Here is a 15079-nt window from a genome sequence, read left to right on the forward strand (position 1 = left end):
TGATTACCAACCACTTGGTAGATAAATCATAAGCGGTAGAATTGACCCGTGTCAAAGAATTTTTCGTCGAAGGGAAAATTAACGTGGGACGGAAGCCAGACCCGAACAACGCACGCGAGTCCATCCTGGAAGCCGCGAGGCTGGCTGCGCAGTCGCGCGGCTACGCGGGGTTGAACTTTCGTGAGTTGGCTGGGACGGTAGGCGTCAAGCACACGAGCCTTTACTACCACTTCGCAACCAAGGGAGACCTTGCTGCCGCTGTCGCGAAGCGCTACTGGCAAGACACCGCTGCTGGGCTAGATGCGATGCTCGCGGAGGTCGGCGACAGCCGCGCCGCGCTCCGCAACTACCCGAGCATTTTTCGAAAGTCACTTGAAAACGAGAACCGCTTGTGCCTGGTCAGCTTCATGTCGGCGGAGTACGACGAGCTCCCCGACGAAGTGAAAACAGAGGTTCAGGCTTTCGCTGACGTCAATGTGGCGTGGCTGACGAAGGTGCTTGTTGCTATGGGCCTCTCGCCCGAAACCAGCGAGCAGCGCGCCAAGTCCATTTATGCCGCCGTCGCCGGCGCTCAGCTCATGGCGCGGAGCCGCAATGACATCGCGCTCTTCGACGCGCTCATGGACGGCTACCGGAGCGCCGGGCTGCTGCCGGCCTGATGAATTAACGACGCTGGCGGTAAATTTTTTGCAAAGCAAGTCTGCTGTTGTGTCGTGGACTTAGCCTTCTAACAGCCCGCATCGAGGCCCTGAAGTCCTGGCACAAGCGCGCCACGGCGAAAGGCGCCACATCGTGAGCGAATGGGCGGATCTGTCGACCGAACTGCTGCCCCAGGTGCTGCAGGACTTCGTGCGACTGATCGGCTTGCCCGCCACCATGCTAGTGGTCGAGCGCCACGGTGGCCGGCGCTTGTACATTCCCCATAGAGCGACGCCGGACCCACACTCGGGCGACGCCCTGACAGCGCTGGCCCTGAAAAATGCAACCACCGGGACCGAAGGACCTTCAGGCGGTCAAAAAAAACCCGCCGAAGCGGGTTTTGCAGGGCGCTGAGTCTCAGGCCTTCTTGCGCTTGCGAGCAGCCGCGAGGCCAGCCAAGCCGATGCCCAGCAGCGCCAGGGAGCCAGGCTCGGGGACGTTGTTGGACACATTGATGCCGACCGCCACGTTGTCCATTTCGAACGCCCGTCCAGTCGTGGAGAACGCAAAGCTGGTGAACTGCTCGGCAGGGCTGAAGAACAGGTTCACGTAGATGTTCGACGAATCTGCCGACTGGTTGCCCGACGTCCCGTTGAACTGCGCGATCAGGCTGGCGCCGGTGACCGTGGTGATCAGGTCGCCATTGGCGTTGTAGAACATCAGATCGTTGTACGTGTCGATGGAGCCGTAATACAGGCCGAGATAGTTGAGGCTGGCGTTCGAGCCCAGCGTGGACAGCAAGCCGGAGTAGTTGACCGTCACAACGTCTGGCAGCGAGCCGTTCGCGGTGGGGCCGTAGGCGTAGCAGCCGCTGTCGCCGGCAGGTGCCGCGGCGACACCGGCCACGGTGCCCTTGCGAAAGTCATAGGTGCCGCCGTTCAGGCTGACCAGATTGGACGGGGTGTCCAGGCCGCAGCCTTGGCTGTTGCCGCCGCCGTTGCGGGCCCCGAACGTTTCCACGAACACATTCGAGCCTGGCGTGGCCACATTGGCTGCCGTCAGGAATGGGCTGGTCTTGCCGGACTGGTCGCCACCGGCGACGTTCGTGTTGGTGTAGGTGTAGTTCACCGACACGGCGTGCGCCGAAAACGAAGCCACGGCTGCAGCAGCCAGCATGGCCTTGACGAACAGATTCTTCATGAAATCTCCCTGGTTGATGTTGAGTGAAGACCATCATGCAAGGGCCGTACCAGGAGAAATTTTCCTTTGAATTCAATGATGTAGTCTGAATATTTCGCCAAATGAAAAAATTTTGTAAGCTTGCTCGACGTAGGAGAGCACCGACACCATCCACACAGCAACGCGCCAGCCGGCCCCGAACACCCAGGTCAACCCTGACGCGCCGGTTGGTTTCCGGCCGCTGGCAACGTGCCGGAACGGTTGCTCTCCACCACCTCGCCCGCGCCCTGCACATGCACGACCCGCTGCGGATAAGGCACCTCGATACCGCCCGCGCGCAGCGCACGCAGGATGCCCAGGTTGATCGCCGAGCGCAGATTGCCCAGGCCGTTCTCCGGGTCTTCGATCCAGTAGCCCACGGTGAACTCCAACCCGTCGGCGCCGAAATTGGACAGCGTGACCGAGGGCGCCGGCTCGGCCAGCACGCGCGGCTCGGCGCGCGCGGCATCGGCCAGCAAGGTCATCACGCGGTCGACATCGCTGTCGTAGCCGACGGACACCACCGTGTTCTGCGCGATGCGCCGGTTGTTCAGCGACCAGTTCTCCACGCGCTGCGTGATCAGCATCTCGTTGGGCACGATGGATTCGCGGCCATTGGGGGCGCTGACCACGGTGTAGCGGGCGTTGATGTCGGTGATGCGGCCCTCGAAACCGTCAATGCGCACGTGGTCGCCGATGCGCATGCTGCGCTCGGCCAGGATGACGAAACCGCTCACATAGTTGGACGCGAGCTTCTGCAGCCCGAAGCCGATGCCCACGCCCACCGCGCCACCCAGCACCGACAGCGCCGTGAGGTCGATGCCGACCGAGGACAGCGCCACCAGCAGGCCCACGAACAGCATCGACGCGCGCGTGGCATTGGCCACGGCCTTGCGCAGCGACAGTTCGCCTCCAGTGGCCGCATGCAGCAGCCGCGCCTCGATGGCCGAGGAGATCCACAGCGTGATGATCAGCACCGTGCCGGCGGTGAGGCCGCCTTCGATCATGGTCCGTACCGACAGCGTCGAGCCGCCCACCTTCCATCGGATCTGGTCCAGCTGCTCGAGGATCACCGGCAGCAGGCCGCTCACCCACAGGACCACCGCCAGCCAGGCCACCCAGGAGATGGTGCGCTCCAGCACCCGCACCACCGGGGCATCCCTGAACGCGACCTGCAGCACCTTCACGCCGAGGCGGATCACGGCCAGCGAGATCAACACCGGAATCGCGATGCGGAACACCGCCAGCGGCAGCCGGTGCGCCACCAGGGCCTGCGCGACATAGGCCAGGCACAGCAGCAACAGGGGAAACAACACGCCGTCGACCAGCCGGCGGCCGAACAGGATGGAGCCTTCCTCGCGCCAGCCCAGGCCGCGGCGCAAGGCCCAGGCCAGTCCCAGCGCGGCCAACACACACGCGGCGATCACCGTCCCTTCGGCCAGCGCCGAAGGGCGGGTCAGCGCGGCGAGCCAAGTCTGCAGGCTGTCCATGCCACTCGGGTCCCTGCGGTCACGGCCTTATGCACAGGTGACGGCGCTCAAAGATCGGCCAGCACCCGCACGTGCGCCTCTACGCTGCGGCCCAGCGCGCTCAGGTTGTAGCCGCCTTCCAGGCAACTCACGATGCGGCCCTTGGCGTAGCGCTTGGCCACTTCCTTGACGCGCCAGGTGATCCAGGCGTAGTCCGCCTCCACCAGGCCCAGCTGCCCCATGTCGTCCTCGCGGTGCGCGTCGAAGCCGGCGCTGATGAAGATCATCTCCGGCTCGAAAGCCTCCAGCCGCGGCATCCATTCGGCTTCGATGATCTCGCGCACCTCCATGCCCTTGGTGTAGGCCGGCACCGGCACGTTGACCAGGTTGGCCGCGGTGGAAAGCGAGCCGCCCTCGGGGTAATAAGGGTGCTGAAAGAAGCTCACCATCAGAATGCGCTCGTCGCCGCAAACGATGTCTTCGGTGCCGTTGCCGTGGTGCACGTCGAAGTCGACGATGGCCACGCGGGACAGGCCATGCCGCGCGAGCGCGTATTCCGCCGCCAGCGCGACGTTGTTGAAGAAGCAGAAACCCATCGCGTGATCGCGGCAGGCGTGGTGACCCGGCGGGCGCACGGCGCAGAACGCGTTTTCCAGCTCGCCGGCGATCACGGCGTCGGTGGCGGCCAGCGCGGCGCCGGCCGCATGCAGAGCGGCGTCCCAGGTGTGCACGCATAGCGAGGTGTCGGGGTCGAGCTGGGCATGGGTCGGGCCGCCTGCGTCGATCTCGTCGCGCAGCCCGTCGGTCAGGCCGCGCAACGCGGCGATGTGGGTGCGGGTGTGGGCCAGTTCCAGATCGGTGAGAGAGGCTTCAGGCGCCTCGCGCCGCTCCAGGGCGTCGGCCACGCCGGTGATGAGCAAGCGGTCTTCGATGGCGTCCAGCCGGGCCGGGCATTCGGGGTGGCCTTCGCCCATCTCGTGCTGGCGACAAGACGGGCTGGTGAAGTATCCGGTTTTATTCATGATTGCCGGCCATCGCTGGTCATTTCGTGTAACGTCCTGCCATGCTTGTTGCACAGCCCAAATTGAAGTCTCTCCTGGATCAGCTTAACACGGTGATCGTGGGAAAAACCGCTCAAGTCCAGGACTGCGTGGCCTGCCTGCTGGCCGGTGGCCACCTGCTGATCGAGGACGTGCCGGGCGTCGGCAAGACCACGCTGGCCCACGCGCTGGCGCGCACCTTCGGGCTGCAGTTTTCGCGCGTGCAGTTCACGGCCGATCTGATGCCCAGCGACCTGTCCGGCGTGTCCGTCTACGAGCGGGGCCGCGAGGCCTTCGTGTTCCACCCCGGGCCGGTGTTCGCGCAGATCCTGCTGGCGGACGAGATCAACCGCGCCAGCCCCAAGACCCAGAGCGCGCTGCTCGAGGCCATGGAGGAAAAGCAGGTCACGGTGGAAGGCGCGACGCGCCCCCTGCCGTCACCGTTCTTCGTGATCGCCACGCAGAACCCGATGGACCAGCTCGGCACCTTCGCGCTGCCCGAATCCCAGCTCGACCGTTTCCTGATGCGCATCTCGCTCGGCTACCCGGACCGCGCAGCCGAACGGGTGCTGCTCGGCGGCCAGGACCCGCGCGAACGCGCCAACACGCTGGAGAGCCTGCTCACGCCGCACGAGCTCCAGCAATTGCAGCGCCAGGTGCTGGAAGTGCATGTGTCCGAACCCCTGCTCGACTACGTGCAGGACCTCGTCGCCGCCACGCGTTCCGGCCGCTGGTTCCTGCAGGGCCTCTCCCCGCGCGCCGGCATCGCCGTGGTGCGCGCGGCCAAGGCCCAGGCGCTGCTGAGCGGACGCGACTACGTGGCCCCCGACGACGTGCAGGCCATCCTGCCGCAGACGGCGGCGCACCGGCTGATCCCGGTCGGCGATGCGGGCCGAGGCGCGGTGGAACAGGTGCGCGCGATGATCGACGCCGTGCCTTTGTCGTAGATGACGCCACGCCGACCGTCCGCACTGCGCTTGTCGAAGGGCTTGGCAGGGGTGCTTCGACAGGCTCAGCACGAACGGAATCACTTCCCCGTTCGCCCTGAGCTGGTCGAAGGGCTTGACACAGATGCTTCGACAAGCTCAGCACGAACGGGGGATCAAAATCCCGCCGCGCTCGCACTGGACGTGTGGAACGGCGGTTGGCATCTGCCCTCCCCGTTCGCCCTGAGGCTGTCGAAGCGCTGTTTCCCACCCCACGGCTTCGGCCAACTTCGCGCAGACGGTGCCTAGCGCCATGGCCTTTGCCACCACCCTCCAGCGCCTCAACCCCCTCGCCCCGGCGCGTGCACGCTTCCAGCGCTGGTGGCAAAGCCGGCTGCCGCTGGCCGATACGCTGCGCCTCACCCAGCGCAACGTGTACATCCTGCCCACCGCCCCGGGCTGGATGCTGGCCGCGACCTTGCTCGTGCTGCTGGTGGCCAGCATCAATTACCAGCTCAACCTCGGCTACCTGTTGACCTTCCTGCTCGCGGGCTGCGCGGCGGTCGGCATGCATGTGGCGCATGCCACGCTGCGCGGCATCGATCTCAAGCTCGTCGCGCCGGACGCGCAGTTCGCCGGCACCAGCACCGTGCTCACCGTGCAACTCAGCAGCGAGCGCCGCACACCCCGGCGCGGCATCGGCCTGGCGCTGCTCGGCACCGACCACTGGACCTGGACCGACGTGCCCGCCCTCGGCAGCGCCACCGTGCACGTGGCCTTCGCGCCCGCCACGCGCGGCCTGCATCGCGTGCCGGCGATCACGGCCGAAACCCGGTTCCCGCTGGGCACCTTCCGCGTCTGGTGCTACTGGCGGCCTGCCGCGCAGGTCATGGTCTACCCCAAGCCCGAGGCGCATCCGCCACCGTTGCCGCCCGGCGAGCCGAAATCCGGCGGCGCGGGTACGGGCCATGCGCAGAGCAGCGGCGAATTCGATGGCGTGCGCGGCTACCGGCGCGGCGATCCGCTCAAGCTAGTGGTCTGGAAGAAGTTCGCCAAGGCCGGTGAACTGGTGAGCCGCGACAGCCCGCAGACGCAGCAGCATGTGTTGTGGCTCGATTTCGCGCAGGCAGGCAGCGCCAGCGTGGAGCAGCGCCTGTCGCGGCTGTGCGCCTGGGTGCTGCAGGCCGACCAGCTCGGGCTCGATTTCGGGCTGCGCCTGCCCGGCGCCGAGATTGCACCCGGTGGCGGCGCGGCGCACCAGCGGCGTTGCCTGGAGGCGCTCGCCCTGTGCTGAAAGCCCCGAGATCCGGCCTCTCCAGCTCGGCCCGCCTCTCGACACTGCCGCGCGAGGGCCGCGACACGCTGTTCCTGCTGCTCGTAGTCGCCTGGGTGCTGCTGCCGCAGATCGGCAACCTGCCGCTGTGGTGCAGCCTGTTCGCCGCGGGCCTGCTGCTCGCGCGCGGCTGGCTGGCCTGGACCTCCGGCCCCCTGCCCTCGCGCTGGTGGATGGCCGGCCTGCTGGCCGTGACGCTGGCCGCCACCTGGGCCACGCACCGCACCCTGCTCGGCCGCGACGCGGGCGTGACGCTGATCGTGGTGCTGCTGGCGCTGAAGACGCTCGAGCTGCGCGCGCGGCGCGATGCCTTCGTCATCTTCTTCCTGGGCTTCTTCACGATGCTCACGAACTTCTTCTTCTCGCAGTCGCTGCTCACGGCAGCCGCCATGCTGGTCGCCCTGCTCGGCCTGCTGACCGCGCTGGTCAACGCGCACATGCCCGTCGGCAAGCCGCCGCTGGCCGAAGCCGCACGCACCGCCGGCTGGATGGCCCTGCTCGGCGCACCGGTCATGCTCGTGCTGTTCATGCTGTTCCCGCGCATGGCGCCGCTGTGGGGCATTCCGAGCGACGGCATGACGGGGCGCAGCGGCCTGTCGGGCACGATGCAGGTCGGCACCATGGCCAGCCTGGCACTGGACGACAGCATCGCGCTGCGGGTGCGCTTCGAGGGCGCGCCACCTCCGCAGGACACGCTGTATTTCCGCGGGCCGGTGCTGTCGCAGTTCGACGGCCGCGAGTGGCGCGCACAGTACGCCGGCTTCGGCTTCGAGAATCCGCGCGAGGCCAACCTGCAAGTCAGCGGTCCACCCGTGCGTTACGAGGTCACGCTCGAGCCCAACAACCGGCCCTGGCTGCTGCTGCTCGACGCCGCCCCGAGCCCGCCCCAACTGCCGGCGCAGCAGACTGGCCGCGTGTTCATGACGCCCGACCTGCAGTGGATGGCCAGCCGCCCGCTGACCGACCTCACGCGCTACCGCGCCGAGAGTTATCCCGACTTCCGCCACGGCCCCGAGCGCCAATCCCTGCGCCTGCAGGCCTATGTCGACCTGCCCGCCGGCTTCAACCCGCGCACGCTGCAGCTCGCGGCCGACCTGCGGCGCGACCCGCGGTATGCCAATGCCGATGCCGCGGCCTTCGTGGCCGCCGCGCTCGAGAAGCTGCGCACCGGCGGCTACAGCTACACACTCGAGCCCGGTGTCTACGGCCGGGACACGGCCGACGTGTTCTGGTTCGACAACAAGGCCGGCTTCTGCGAACACATCGCTTCGGCCTTCGTGGTGCTGATGCGCGCGCTCGACATCCCGGCGCGCATCGTCACCGGCTACCAGGGCGGCGACATCAACAGCGTGGACGGCTTCTGGACCGTGCGCCAGAGCGACGCCCACGCCTGGGCCGAAGTCTGGCAGGCCGGCCGCGGCTGGGTGCGCGTGGACCCGACGGGCGCGGTCTCGCCGGGCCGCATCGGTTCGCTGGCCCGGCTGCAGGCGCCGGCCGGCGTCTTCGCCACCGCCATCGGCACGGTGAACCCCACGCTGGCGGCCAACCTGCGCGCGGCCTGGGAGGCCCTGAACAACCGCTGGAACCAGTGGGTGCTGAACTATACGCAGACCCGCCAGCTCGACCTGCTCAAGCGGCTGGGCCTGGACGTGGCCGGCTGGGAGGATCTGGTCCGCGCCATCGGCGTGCTGCTGGCGCTGTTGGGCGCGGCCGGTGTCGGCTGGATGCTGTGGGAGCGGCGCCAGCACGACCCCTGGCTGCGCCTGCTGGCCCAGGCCCAGGCCCGCCTGCGCCAGGCCGGCGTGGAGGTGCCCGCTGCCACGCCGCCCCGGCAGATGGCCGCTTTGCTGGCGCGGCACTTCGATGCCGAAGCCGACGACCGCACGGCCGCCGTGCGCGACTGGCTGCTGCAGCTCGAAGCCCAGCGCTACGCCCCGGCCGCATCGCCAGAGCGCCGTGCCGGGCTGGCTAGACTCCGGCGTGTCTTCCAACAATTGGCCTGGCCAGGTTCATGATCAAAAAAATTCCGTTTGCTATCGCACTGATAGCAGCCTGCGCGCTCCCACTGTGCGCTGGCGCCGAAAAACCCTCTAAACGAAAGAAGCCTGCGACAGCGGTCGCAGCCGCCGGCCCGCTCTACGCCACCCGGGCGGACGCCATGGCCGATGCCGACGACATCGCCAGCCGGCGCGACCTGGACCGCGAATGGGTGCGCCAGGCCATCGGCCAGGCGCATTTCCTGCCGAGCGTGGCGCGGCTGATGACGCCGGCGCCCAGCGGCACACCGAAGAACTGGCGGGTCTACCGCAGCCGTTTCGTCGAGCCGATCCGCATCGCGGCCGGCGTGCGCTTCTGGGAACAGAACCGCGCCGCGCTCGAACGCGCGGAGAAGGAATACGGCGTGCCGGCCGAGATCATCGTCGGCATCATCGGCGTGGAGACCATCTACGGCCAGCAGGTCGGCAGCTTCAAGGTGATGGACGCGCTGGCCACGCTGGCCTACGACTTCCCCGCCAGCCATCCGCGCGCCCGGGAACGCAGCGCCTACTTCAAGGGCGAACTCGAGCAGTTCCTGAGCCACGCCAACCGCACCGGCATCGACCCGTTCGCGCTGCGCGGCAGCTACGCCGGCGCCATGGGCATGCCGCAGTACATGCCCACGAGCTGGGTCAAGTACGCGGTGGACTTCGACGGCGACGGCCGTGTCGACCTCTTCGACAGCCCGGCGGACGTGATCGGCTCGGTGGCCAACTACTTCAAGTCGTTCAACTGGCAGCCGGGCATGCCCACCCACTACCCGGTGCGTTTCGATGCCACCGCGGTGGACATGGAGGCCCTGCTCGCACCGGACATCCTGCCCAGCTTCAGCGTGGCCAGCTTCACCGCCAAGGGTGCGATCCTGGAAGGCGATGCGCTGCAGCACAAGGGCCAGCTCGCACTGGTGGAATTGCAGAACGGCGCGGAGCCGCCGAGCTACGTGGCCGGCACGGAAAACTTCTACGTCGTCACGCGCTACAACTGGTCGAGTTATTACGCGATGGCGGTGATCGAACTCGGCGAGGCCGTGGCGGCTGTCATCCGCAAGTGATCAGGCGCCGGCGCTCCACGCGCAGGCTTGGTTGCGCCCACCATGCTTGGCCTGGTAGAGCGCGGCATCGGCCCGGCGCAACAGCATCGCCCCATCGTCCACGTCGGGCGCCAGGCCGGCCACGCCGGCGCTGATGGTGACGCGGCCGACCGCGGGGAGCTCCTGCGCGGCCATGGCCTGCACCAGTTCCCGCGCGATGCGTTCGGCCTGGTCGACGTCGGTGTCGGGCAGCATCGCCACGAACTCCTCGCCGCCGAGCCGCGCCACCCAGTCCGTGCCCCGCAGCCGGCTGGTCATCAACTGCGCCAGGTGTTTGATCACCACGTCGCCGGTCTCGTGGCCGAAGGTGTCGTTCACACGCTTGAAGTGGTCGATGTCCACCATCACCACCGAAAGCGGCCGGCCGCTGCGCCGCGCCAGTGCCAGGCCATGCTGCCACGGCGGCTCGAAGCCCCTGCGGTTCAGCAGGCCGGTCATCGGATCGGTCCGGGCCTGGTTGGCCAGCTCCTGCGTAGCCTTCTCGAGTTCGCGCGTGCGGTCGCGCACCCTCTGCTCGGTCTCCTCCTGCACATGCATCAGCCGCTCGGTCATGCCGTGCAGCGCGGTGGAAAGCTGGTGTACATCGGCACTGCTGTGCAACAACGGAATCTGCGCGCCAGGCCGGCCCGCCCGCACCTCGCCGGCCGCGGCGGTGATGGCCGACAGGTGCGCGCTCAGGCGCGCGGCCGCCAGCCACGCCAGGCCGGTGGCCAGCACCGCCACGGCGAGGCCGACCCAGATGGCGCGCTGCGTGGCCGCCCGTTCGTCGATGAAGGCCACCGACACCGGCATGCTCGCCACCACGTGCCAGCCGAGGTCGCTGGCGGGGGTGCGCGCCGGCAGGCGAACCACCGAGGTCAGATAGTCCTGTCCATCCTTCCACGGCACCACGGCCACGTGGATGCCGTTACCGACGCTGATGGCGCGGGCTGGGTCGAGCACCGGCAGCTTCTGGCCTTCGGCGGCAAATCGATCGGTCTGGCCGTCGGGCGCATAGATCACGTTGCCCGCGCGGTCGAAGATGAACACCGACAGCCCGAGTTCGCGGGCCCTGGGCGGCATCAGCGACTCGATGACGCGGCGCGTCCAGTCCCAGGTGCCATGCGCGGCGAGCACGCCGACCACCACGCCGTCCACCTTGATCGGCGCGGCAAAATCGACGAAGCGCTCGGGGGCCCCGTCCTGCGCCGGCGGCAGCAGCGCGGCCAGCAGCTTGGCGGCATGCACGTCGCCCACATACACGCCTTTCAAGCCCTTGGCGTACCAGGGCCGTTCCTTCACGCTCTGGCCCACCAGCAGATTCCCGGTGGCCGAGCGCACGACGCCGCGCAGGTCGGCCACGCCGATCCACCGGCTGCTCGGCGTGGCCGACTGGCTCAGCGCCAGGATCTGGCGCACGCCGTCGTCCTCCAGGCCGTTGACCCACATCGGCTCGGCATTGGCCAGCAACTCCATTTCTCGGCTCCGTTCGAACAGCCCTTCGCTCAGCGTGCGCGCGGCATTGTGGGCCACGGCTTGCAGCCCATCGGCCGCGGCCTGCTCGATGCGCGGCGTCAGCATGCTGATCCACACATAGGACAGGGCCGCCGTCGCGGCGACCGCCAGCGCGCTGAACACCAGCGCCATCTGCAGCCGCAGGCTCCAGTGGGAAAAAGGCTTGAGCTTCATCGCGCGGGCTGTAGGGTGGGGAATGGAATGCCGCATTCCAGTTGACCAGAATCCCCGCACTCTACAGTCAAAAGCCACAGTGCCCGCGCGGCCATTGGCATCATCGGAAGCTTGCGCCCTCCCCAGGCCCTCAGTTGGCGGCGGCGCGCATTTCCGTCGAGCGGCCCAGCAGCCGCGTCTTCAACAGGGGATCGACCGGCTTGTCGCCGAGCCAGATGCCGAGCAGCGCGTTGTAGAAGGCGATGTCGCGCAGCGGCTCGGTCAGCGGCTTCCTGTTGAGCTCGACCACGGTGCCCGTGCCCGGCACCCAGTCCAGCGTCAGCAGGTCGCCCTTGCGCAGGCCGCCGGGCTGGCTGGTGATGGCCCTGACCAGCTGCGCCATCTGGCCCGCGATACGCGCCTGGCTGTCCCGGTCCGGATCGGACTTGTCGTCCTTGTCGGCCATGCTGCGCATCACCGCTTCGTCGAATTCTTGGCCGCTCACGTCGCGCAGCATGGCGATCATCAGCCGGCGCGGGCCTTCGCTGGCCAGCACGTCCTCGGCCGTGCGGCGGCGGTCCAGCAGGTACAGGCCCATGGCATAGACCTTGAAGATCAGCCGCATGCTGATGCCGCCGCCATTGAGCTTGAGACTCCTGCCGGCGACATGCGCCGCGTCGTCGAACTCCACGCCACCCACGTCGATGGCGGCCAGGGCCGGACTGCACGCGACCACGCACGAAGCGGCGGCGAGCACCGAGCTCGCGGCGACCAGGGAAGGCATGGTCCTGAAATTGAATTTCATCGGATGCTCCTTGAGGTTGGGGGACCGGGTGGCGGCTACCAGATCGACAGGCTGTTGGTCAGGATGCGCTGCAGCCAGCTGCGTCGGCCGGCCTCGGACACGTCGCCACGGCCCAGCACCTCGAGCTTGGCGTTGACCACGTCGGACGAGGCCACGAGGTTGCTCTCGGACAGGTCCTTCGGGTCGACGATGCCCGAGAAACGCAGCGTGCTCACGCCGCCATTGAGCGCCACGCTGCGTTCGCCGGCGATCACCAGGTTACCGTTGCTCAGCACGTTGATGACCGATGCCGCCAGCATGCCGGTGAAGCTGCTGGTGTTCTCGGTGCTGCCCGAGCCCTTGAACGAATCGCTGCCCGAGGCGGAGTCGTTCAGGTTGAGGATCTTGTTGATCAGGCCGCCGCTGGTGCTGGAGGTGCCCGGCCCCTTGGTGGCGACGGCGTTCTCGCGGCTGGTGTCGGTGGTGACCTTGTTGCTCGCGGACAGGCTTTCGGAAATGTCGACCTTGAGCGTGTCGCCGATGTTGCGCGGCTTGCGCCTTACGGAGAACGGCGAGGACTGCATGCCGACCTGGAAGATCGCGCCGTTGTTCAACCGCTCGATGTTGATCGGCCGCGCGGTGGGCGGCGCCAATGTTGGCGGCGAGACGATCGAGTCCGACACGGTGCCGCAGCCGGAGACCAGCCCGGCGAGCACCAGGGCCGCGCCGAGGCCTGCCGCCCGGTTGGAGGAAGGAAGATGAGGTTTCATGGAACACCCTTGGATGGCTGGAATGGCTGGGACTTGTGTCGCAGGCAGGCTCACTGGAAACCGGTGAGGAGTGCACTGACGACCGGCTTCAGCTTGTCGCTCGTGGAAGCCCACTTGCCGCGGCCCATGAAGTTGTTGTTGCGGTAGTCGCTGCTGGACAGCACCACGCCGCCGGCCCGCTGCAGCTTCAACGAGACGGCGCTCACGTTCAGCTTGTATTGATCTTCGAAAACGGGAACGGCCCACTCCACCTCGGCCACGTAGCGCAGCCAGACGTCGCAATCCGGCGGTACGGCAAAACGGTCGTACACGCGGCTTTCGACGCCATGGTCGCGCAGCGCACGTTGCAAGACGGGCACCATGTCGGGCACCTCCGCCTGCGGGTTGTATTCGATGCAGACTTCCTTGAACGTGGGATGCAGGTGGTAGACCGTATTGCTGGCGTCGGGCGTCGCGATCGAGAGCGAACCGGTGGCCACCGTGGCGGCGCCCTTGGCCGCTTCCCAGAGCGGTGCCGGCGAAATGATGGAGCAGCCCGACAGCGACAGCACCATCATGACCGCCAGCGCGAGCGCGAGAAGCAGGCCCGCGCCCGAGACGCCATACGGCCGGTGCCGCCGGTCGCGCCGGTCCCTTTGCTGGGGCGCCGCCGCCGCGCCATGGCCTCCCAGTGAATGGACGGGCCGCATCACGCCACCTCGCTGAGCATCTGCTTGCCGGCCGCCACACCCATGGTCAGGTAGGCGGCGGCGCTGCTGGCGGCGCTGCCGATGCCGTCGGCCACAGAAGCCACGGCATCGCCGACGGAACCGGCTGCCGAGGCAACGGAATCCTCCACGCTGGTCGCCGCGCTTTCGACCGTGCTGGCGATGGCGTTGCCAGCGCTTCGCAAGGCATCCACACCTTCGTGCACCAGGTTCGAGACGCCGTCGCCGAATTCGGCGATGCCCTGCTGCACGTCGTGAACGGCGTCGCCGATGGCCGTTTCGGTACCGTTGATCGCATCGCCCACCGCGTCGGTGACCGCGTTGACCCCGCCTTTGGCGGCCTGGCCGAGCTTTTCAAGGCTCTCCGCGCTGAACGTGTAGGCCGTGCCCACCGCATCGCCGATCGCGCTGGCCGCGCCCATCACCGTGGCCGTGGTCGCTCCGTACTGGGCGGCATTGGCCTCGTAGGCGCCCGGCGCCACCTTCGGCCCGGCCACCGAGGGCATATAGCCGCCGAGCGAGGATATTGAATTGACGCTTCCCATGCTGATCTCCTTGGATTCGGTTGAAAGACGAGTCGATATTAGTTTTCAGCCTCTCATATTCATCACCAGATAAATCCCATTAAAACCCGTCAATTCGAATACCGACATATTTCATTTATGCAAAATATACAAACACGATAAGAAAACCATGGACTATTCAATTTGCGGTACATATCCAAAACAAAGTATCGATGACCGTACAACAAGCCCGCGCATCGCCGGCGCCCCCCTGGGATCGCCGAATTCCGCTCGTACCAAGATGGACACCTCGTATCCGCAGTTCCTCATTCGTGTGCATTTCGTACCACCAATGAAATAAATCGGACTCAAAGTAAATGCCTCCAATATTTCTTCAATAAATCCCGACAATGCCGATACATTGTGAATACCGCATTCTTTAACGATGTATTGACCGTATCCGCCGTTTCATTCAGCCAAAGGAATCCGCTTGAGCCGCATCCCACCCCTTTCATCACTGAATACCGCACGCGCGGCCTCGGCCGAAACGCCCGCGAAGGCCACGGTGGCGGCCGTGGCGTCCAAGGCGGCGGACGCGGCCAAGACGCTGTACGCCCTCAGCGCCGGCAACGTGGGCCGAGTCGCCGGCTTGCACGACGTCGGCAGCCAGGTGGTGGGTGCAGCCGTCGGTGGTGTGGTGCAGGCGGCCGGCGATGCCGTGGTGGGCGTGGTGCAGGGCGTGGAAGACACGGTGTCGGCCGCCGTCGACACGGCGGGCGACGTGCTCGGGTATGCGACCGTCGTCGCCGCGGCGGTGAAACACGCGATCGACGTCTTCGTTTGAGATCGCCCATATTGCTAGGGATGCCGGCAGGGCCATGGGCGGGCCACGGTACGCCCGAAGCGGCATCGGCTT

The 15079-nt window shown here is 67.1% G+C and carries 15 protein-coding genes; 7 read left to right on the forward strand and 8 right to left on the reverse strand.

Features of this window, described 5'->3' with window-relative positions:
- The first annotated feature begins 122 nt into the window (after positions 1-122).
- Together RD110_RS16500 and RD110_RS28060 are read left to right on the forward strand one after the other, a co-directional pair.
- On the forward strand, positions 123-659 hold the full coding sequence (locus tag RD110_RS16500) for a TetR/AcrR family transcriptional regulator (protein WP_239467294.1): 537 nt from the start codon (positions 123-125) through the stop codon (positions 657-659).
- A 133-nt stretch (positions 660-792) separates the two neighbouring features.
- A complete protein-coding gene (locus tag RD110_RS28060; protein ID WP_157900220.1) occupies positions 793-1053 on the forward strand; it encodes a hypothetical protein in 261 nt (86 codons plus the stop codon).
- A 3-nt stretch (positions 1054-1056) separates the two neighbouring features.
- On the opposite strand, the gene RD110_RS16505 is transcribed toward RD110_RS28060, so the two are convergent.
- The 3 genes from RD110_RS16505 to RD110_RS16515 all read right to left on the reverse strand — a co-directional run bounded on the left by RD110_RS16505 (position 1057) and on the right by RD110_RS16515 (position 4348).
- The gene (locus tag RD110_RS16505) at positions 1057-1839 is read right to left on the reverse strand and encodes an Npun_F0296 family exosortase-dependent surface protein (RefSeq protein ID WP_076200479.1); all 783 of its coding nucleotides are present in this window, start codon (positions 1837-1839) and stop codon (positions 1057-1059) included.
- A gap of 188 nt (positions 1840-2027) precedes the next feature.
- Positions 2028-3347, reverse strand: coding sequence for a mechanosensitive ion channel family protein (locus RD110_RS16510; protein ID WP_076200480.1), 1320 nt, complete (start codon positions 3345-3347; stop codon positions 2028-2030).
- 47 nt (positions 3348-3394) lie between these two features.
- Positions 3395-4348: a histone deacetylase family protein gene (locus tag RD110_RS16515; RefSeq protein WP_076200481.1), complete on the reverse strand. Its 954-nt coding sequence runs from the start codon at positions 4346-4348 to the stop codon at positions 3395-3397.
- Positions 4349-4389: 41 nt separating this feature from the next.
- Between RD110_RS16515 and RD110_RS16520 the strand changes: the two genes are divergently transcribed.
- The 4 genes from RD110_RS16520 to mltB all read left to right on the forward strand — a co-directional run bounded on the left by RD110_RS16520 (position 4390) and on the right by mltB (position 9713).
- Positions 4390-5313 (forward strand): AAA family ATPase, encoded by a 924-nt coding sequence (locus tag RD110_RS16520; RefSeq protein ID WP_076200482.1) that lies wholly within the window; start codon positions 4390-4392, stop codon positions 5311-5313.
- 292 nt (positions 5314-5605) lie between these two features.
- Entirely contained in the window at positions 5606-6586 is a 981-nt protein-coding gene (locus tag RD110_RS16525) for a DUF58 domain-containing protein (protein ID WP_076200483.1), read from the forward strand.
- Entirely contained in the window at positions 6580-8640 is a 2061-nt protein-coding gene (locus RD110_RS16530; protein ID WP_076200484.1) for a transglutaminase TgpA family protein, read from the forward strand. The genes RD110_RS16525 and RD110_RS16530 overlap by 7 nt, the downstream gene beginning before the upstream one ends.
- Positions 8637-9713 carry a lytic murein transglycosylase B gene (gene mltB / locus RD110_RS16535; RefSeq protein WP_076200485.1) on the forward strand — a complete coding sequence of 359 codons (1077 nt, stop codon included), beginning with the start codon at positions 8637-8639 and terminating at the stop codon, positions 9711-9713. Before RD110_RS16530 ends, mltB begins: the two co-directional genes overlap by 4 nt.
- Here the strand turns inward: mltB and RD110_RS16540 are convergent, their stop codons facing one another.
- The 5 genes from RD110_RS16540 to RD110_RS16560 form a co-directional block, all read right to left on the reverse strand.
- Complete coding sequence (locus RD110_RS16540; RefSeq protein ID WP_076200486.1) at positions 9714-11420, reverse strand: sensor domain-containing diguanylate cyclase; 1707 nt, start codon at positions 11418-11420, stop codon at positions 9714-9716.
- A gap of 130 nt (positions 11421-11550) precedes the next feature.
- Positions 11551-12204 (reverse strand): chalcone isomerase family protein, encoded by a 654-nt coding sequence (locus tag RD110_RS16545; protein ID WP_076200487.1) that lies wholly within the window; start codon positions 12202-12204, stop codon positions 11551-11553.
- Between the two features lie 35 nt (positions 12205-12239).
- Positions 12240-12953, reverse strand: coding sequence for a flagellar basal body L-ring protein FlgH (locus RD110_RS16550; protein WP_076200488.1), 714 nt, complete (start codon positions 12951-12953; stop codon positions 12240-12242).
- Between the two features lie 50 nt (positions 12954-13003).
- Entirely contained in the window at positions 13004-13642 is a 639-nt protein-coding gene (locus tag RD110_RS16555) for a cell division protein FtsI (RefSeq protein ID WP_157900221.1), read from the reverse strand.
- A complete protein-coding gene (locus RD110_RS16560; protein ID WP_157900222.1) occupies positions 13642-14205 on the reverse strand; it encodes a hypothetical protein in 564 nt (187 codons plus the stop codon). Before RD110_RS16560 ends, RD110_RS16555 begins: the two co-directional genes overlap by 1 nt.
- A 448-nt stretch (positions 14206-14653) precedes the next feature.
- Here RD110_RS16560 and RD110_RS28065 point away from each other — a divergent pair, with 448 nt between their 5' ends.
- Positions 14654-15007, forward strand: a complete 354-nt coding sequence (locus tag RD110_RS28065) for a hypothetical protein (RefSeq protein ID WP_157900223.1) — start codon at positions 14654-14656, stop codon at positions 15005-15007.
- Positions 15008-15079: the final 72 nt, after the last annotated feature.

It is taken from the genome of Rhodoferax koreense (genome assembly GCF_001955695.1).
Classification (GTDB): Bacteria; Pseudomonadota; Gammaproteobacteria; order Burkholderiales; family Burkholderiaceae_C; genus Rhodoferax_B; species Rhodoferax_B koreensis.

Coding starts and splice junctions, on each gene's coding strand:
- RD110_RS16505 (WP_076200479.1), bottom strand. CDS start 1,839: ATGAAGAATCTGTTCGTCAAGGCCATGCTGGCTGCTGCAGCCGTGGCT.
- RD110_RS16510 (WP_076200480.1), bottom strand. CDS start 3,347: ATGGACAGCCTGCAGACTTGGCTCGCCGCGCTGACCCGCCCTTCGGCG.
- RD110_RS16515 (WP_076200481.1), bottom strand. CDS start 4,348: ATGAATAAAACCGGATACTTCACCAGCCCGTCTTGTCGCCAGCACGAG.
- RD110_RS16520 (WP_076200482.1), top strand. CDS start 4,390: ATGCTTGTTGCACAGCCCAAATTGAAGTCTCTCCTGGATCAGCTTAAC.
- RD110_RS16525 (WP_076200483.1), top strand. CDS start 5,606: ATGGCCTTTGCCACCACCCTCCAGCGCCTCAACCCCCTCGCCCCGGCG.
- mltB (WP_076200485.1), top strand. CDS start 8,637: ATGATCAAAAAAATTCCGTTTGCTATCGCACTGATAGCAGCCTGCGCG.
- RD110_RS16540 (WP_076200486.1), bottom strand. CDS start 11,420: ATGAAGCTCAAGCCTTTTTCCCACTGGAGCCTGCGGCTGCAGATGGCG.
- RD110_RS16545 (WP_076200487.1), bottom strand. CDS start 12,204: ATGAAATTCAATTTCAGGACCATGCCTTCCCTGGTCGCCGCGAGCTCG.
- RD110_RS16550 (WP_076200488.1), bottom strand. CDS start 12,953: ATGAAACCTCATCTTCCTTCCTCCAACCGGGCGGCAGGCCTCGGCGCG.
- RD110_RS16555 (WP_157900221.1), bottom strand. CDS start 13,642: ATGCGGCCCGTCCATTCACTGGGAGGCCATGGCGCGGCGGCGGCGCCC.
- RD110_RS16560 (WP_157900222.1), bottom strand. CDS start 14,205: ATGGGAAGCGTCAATTCAATATCCTCGCTCGGCGGCTATATGCCCTCG.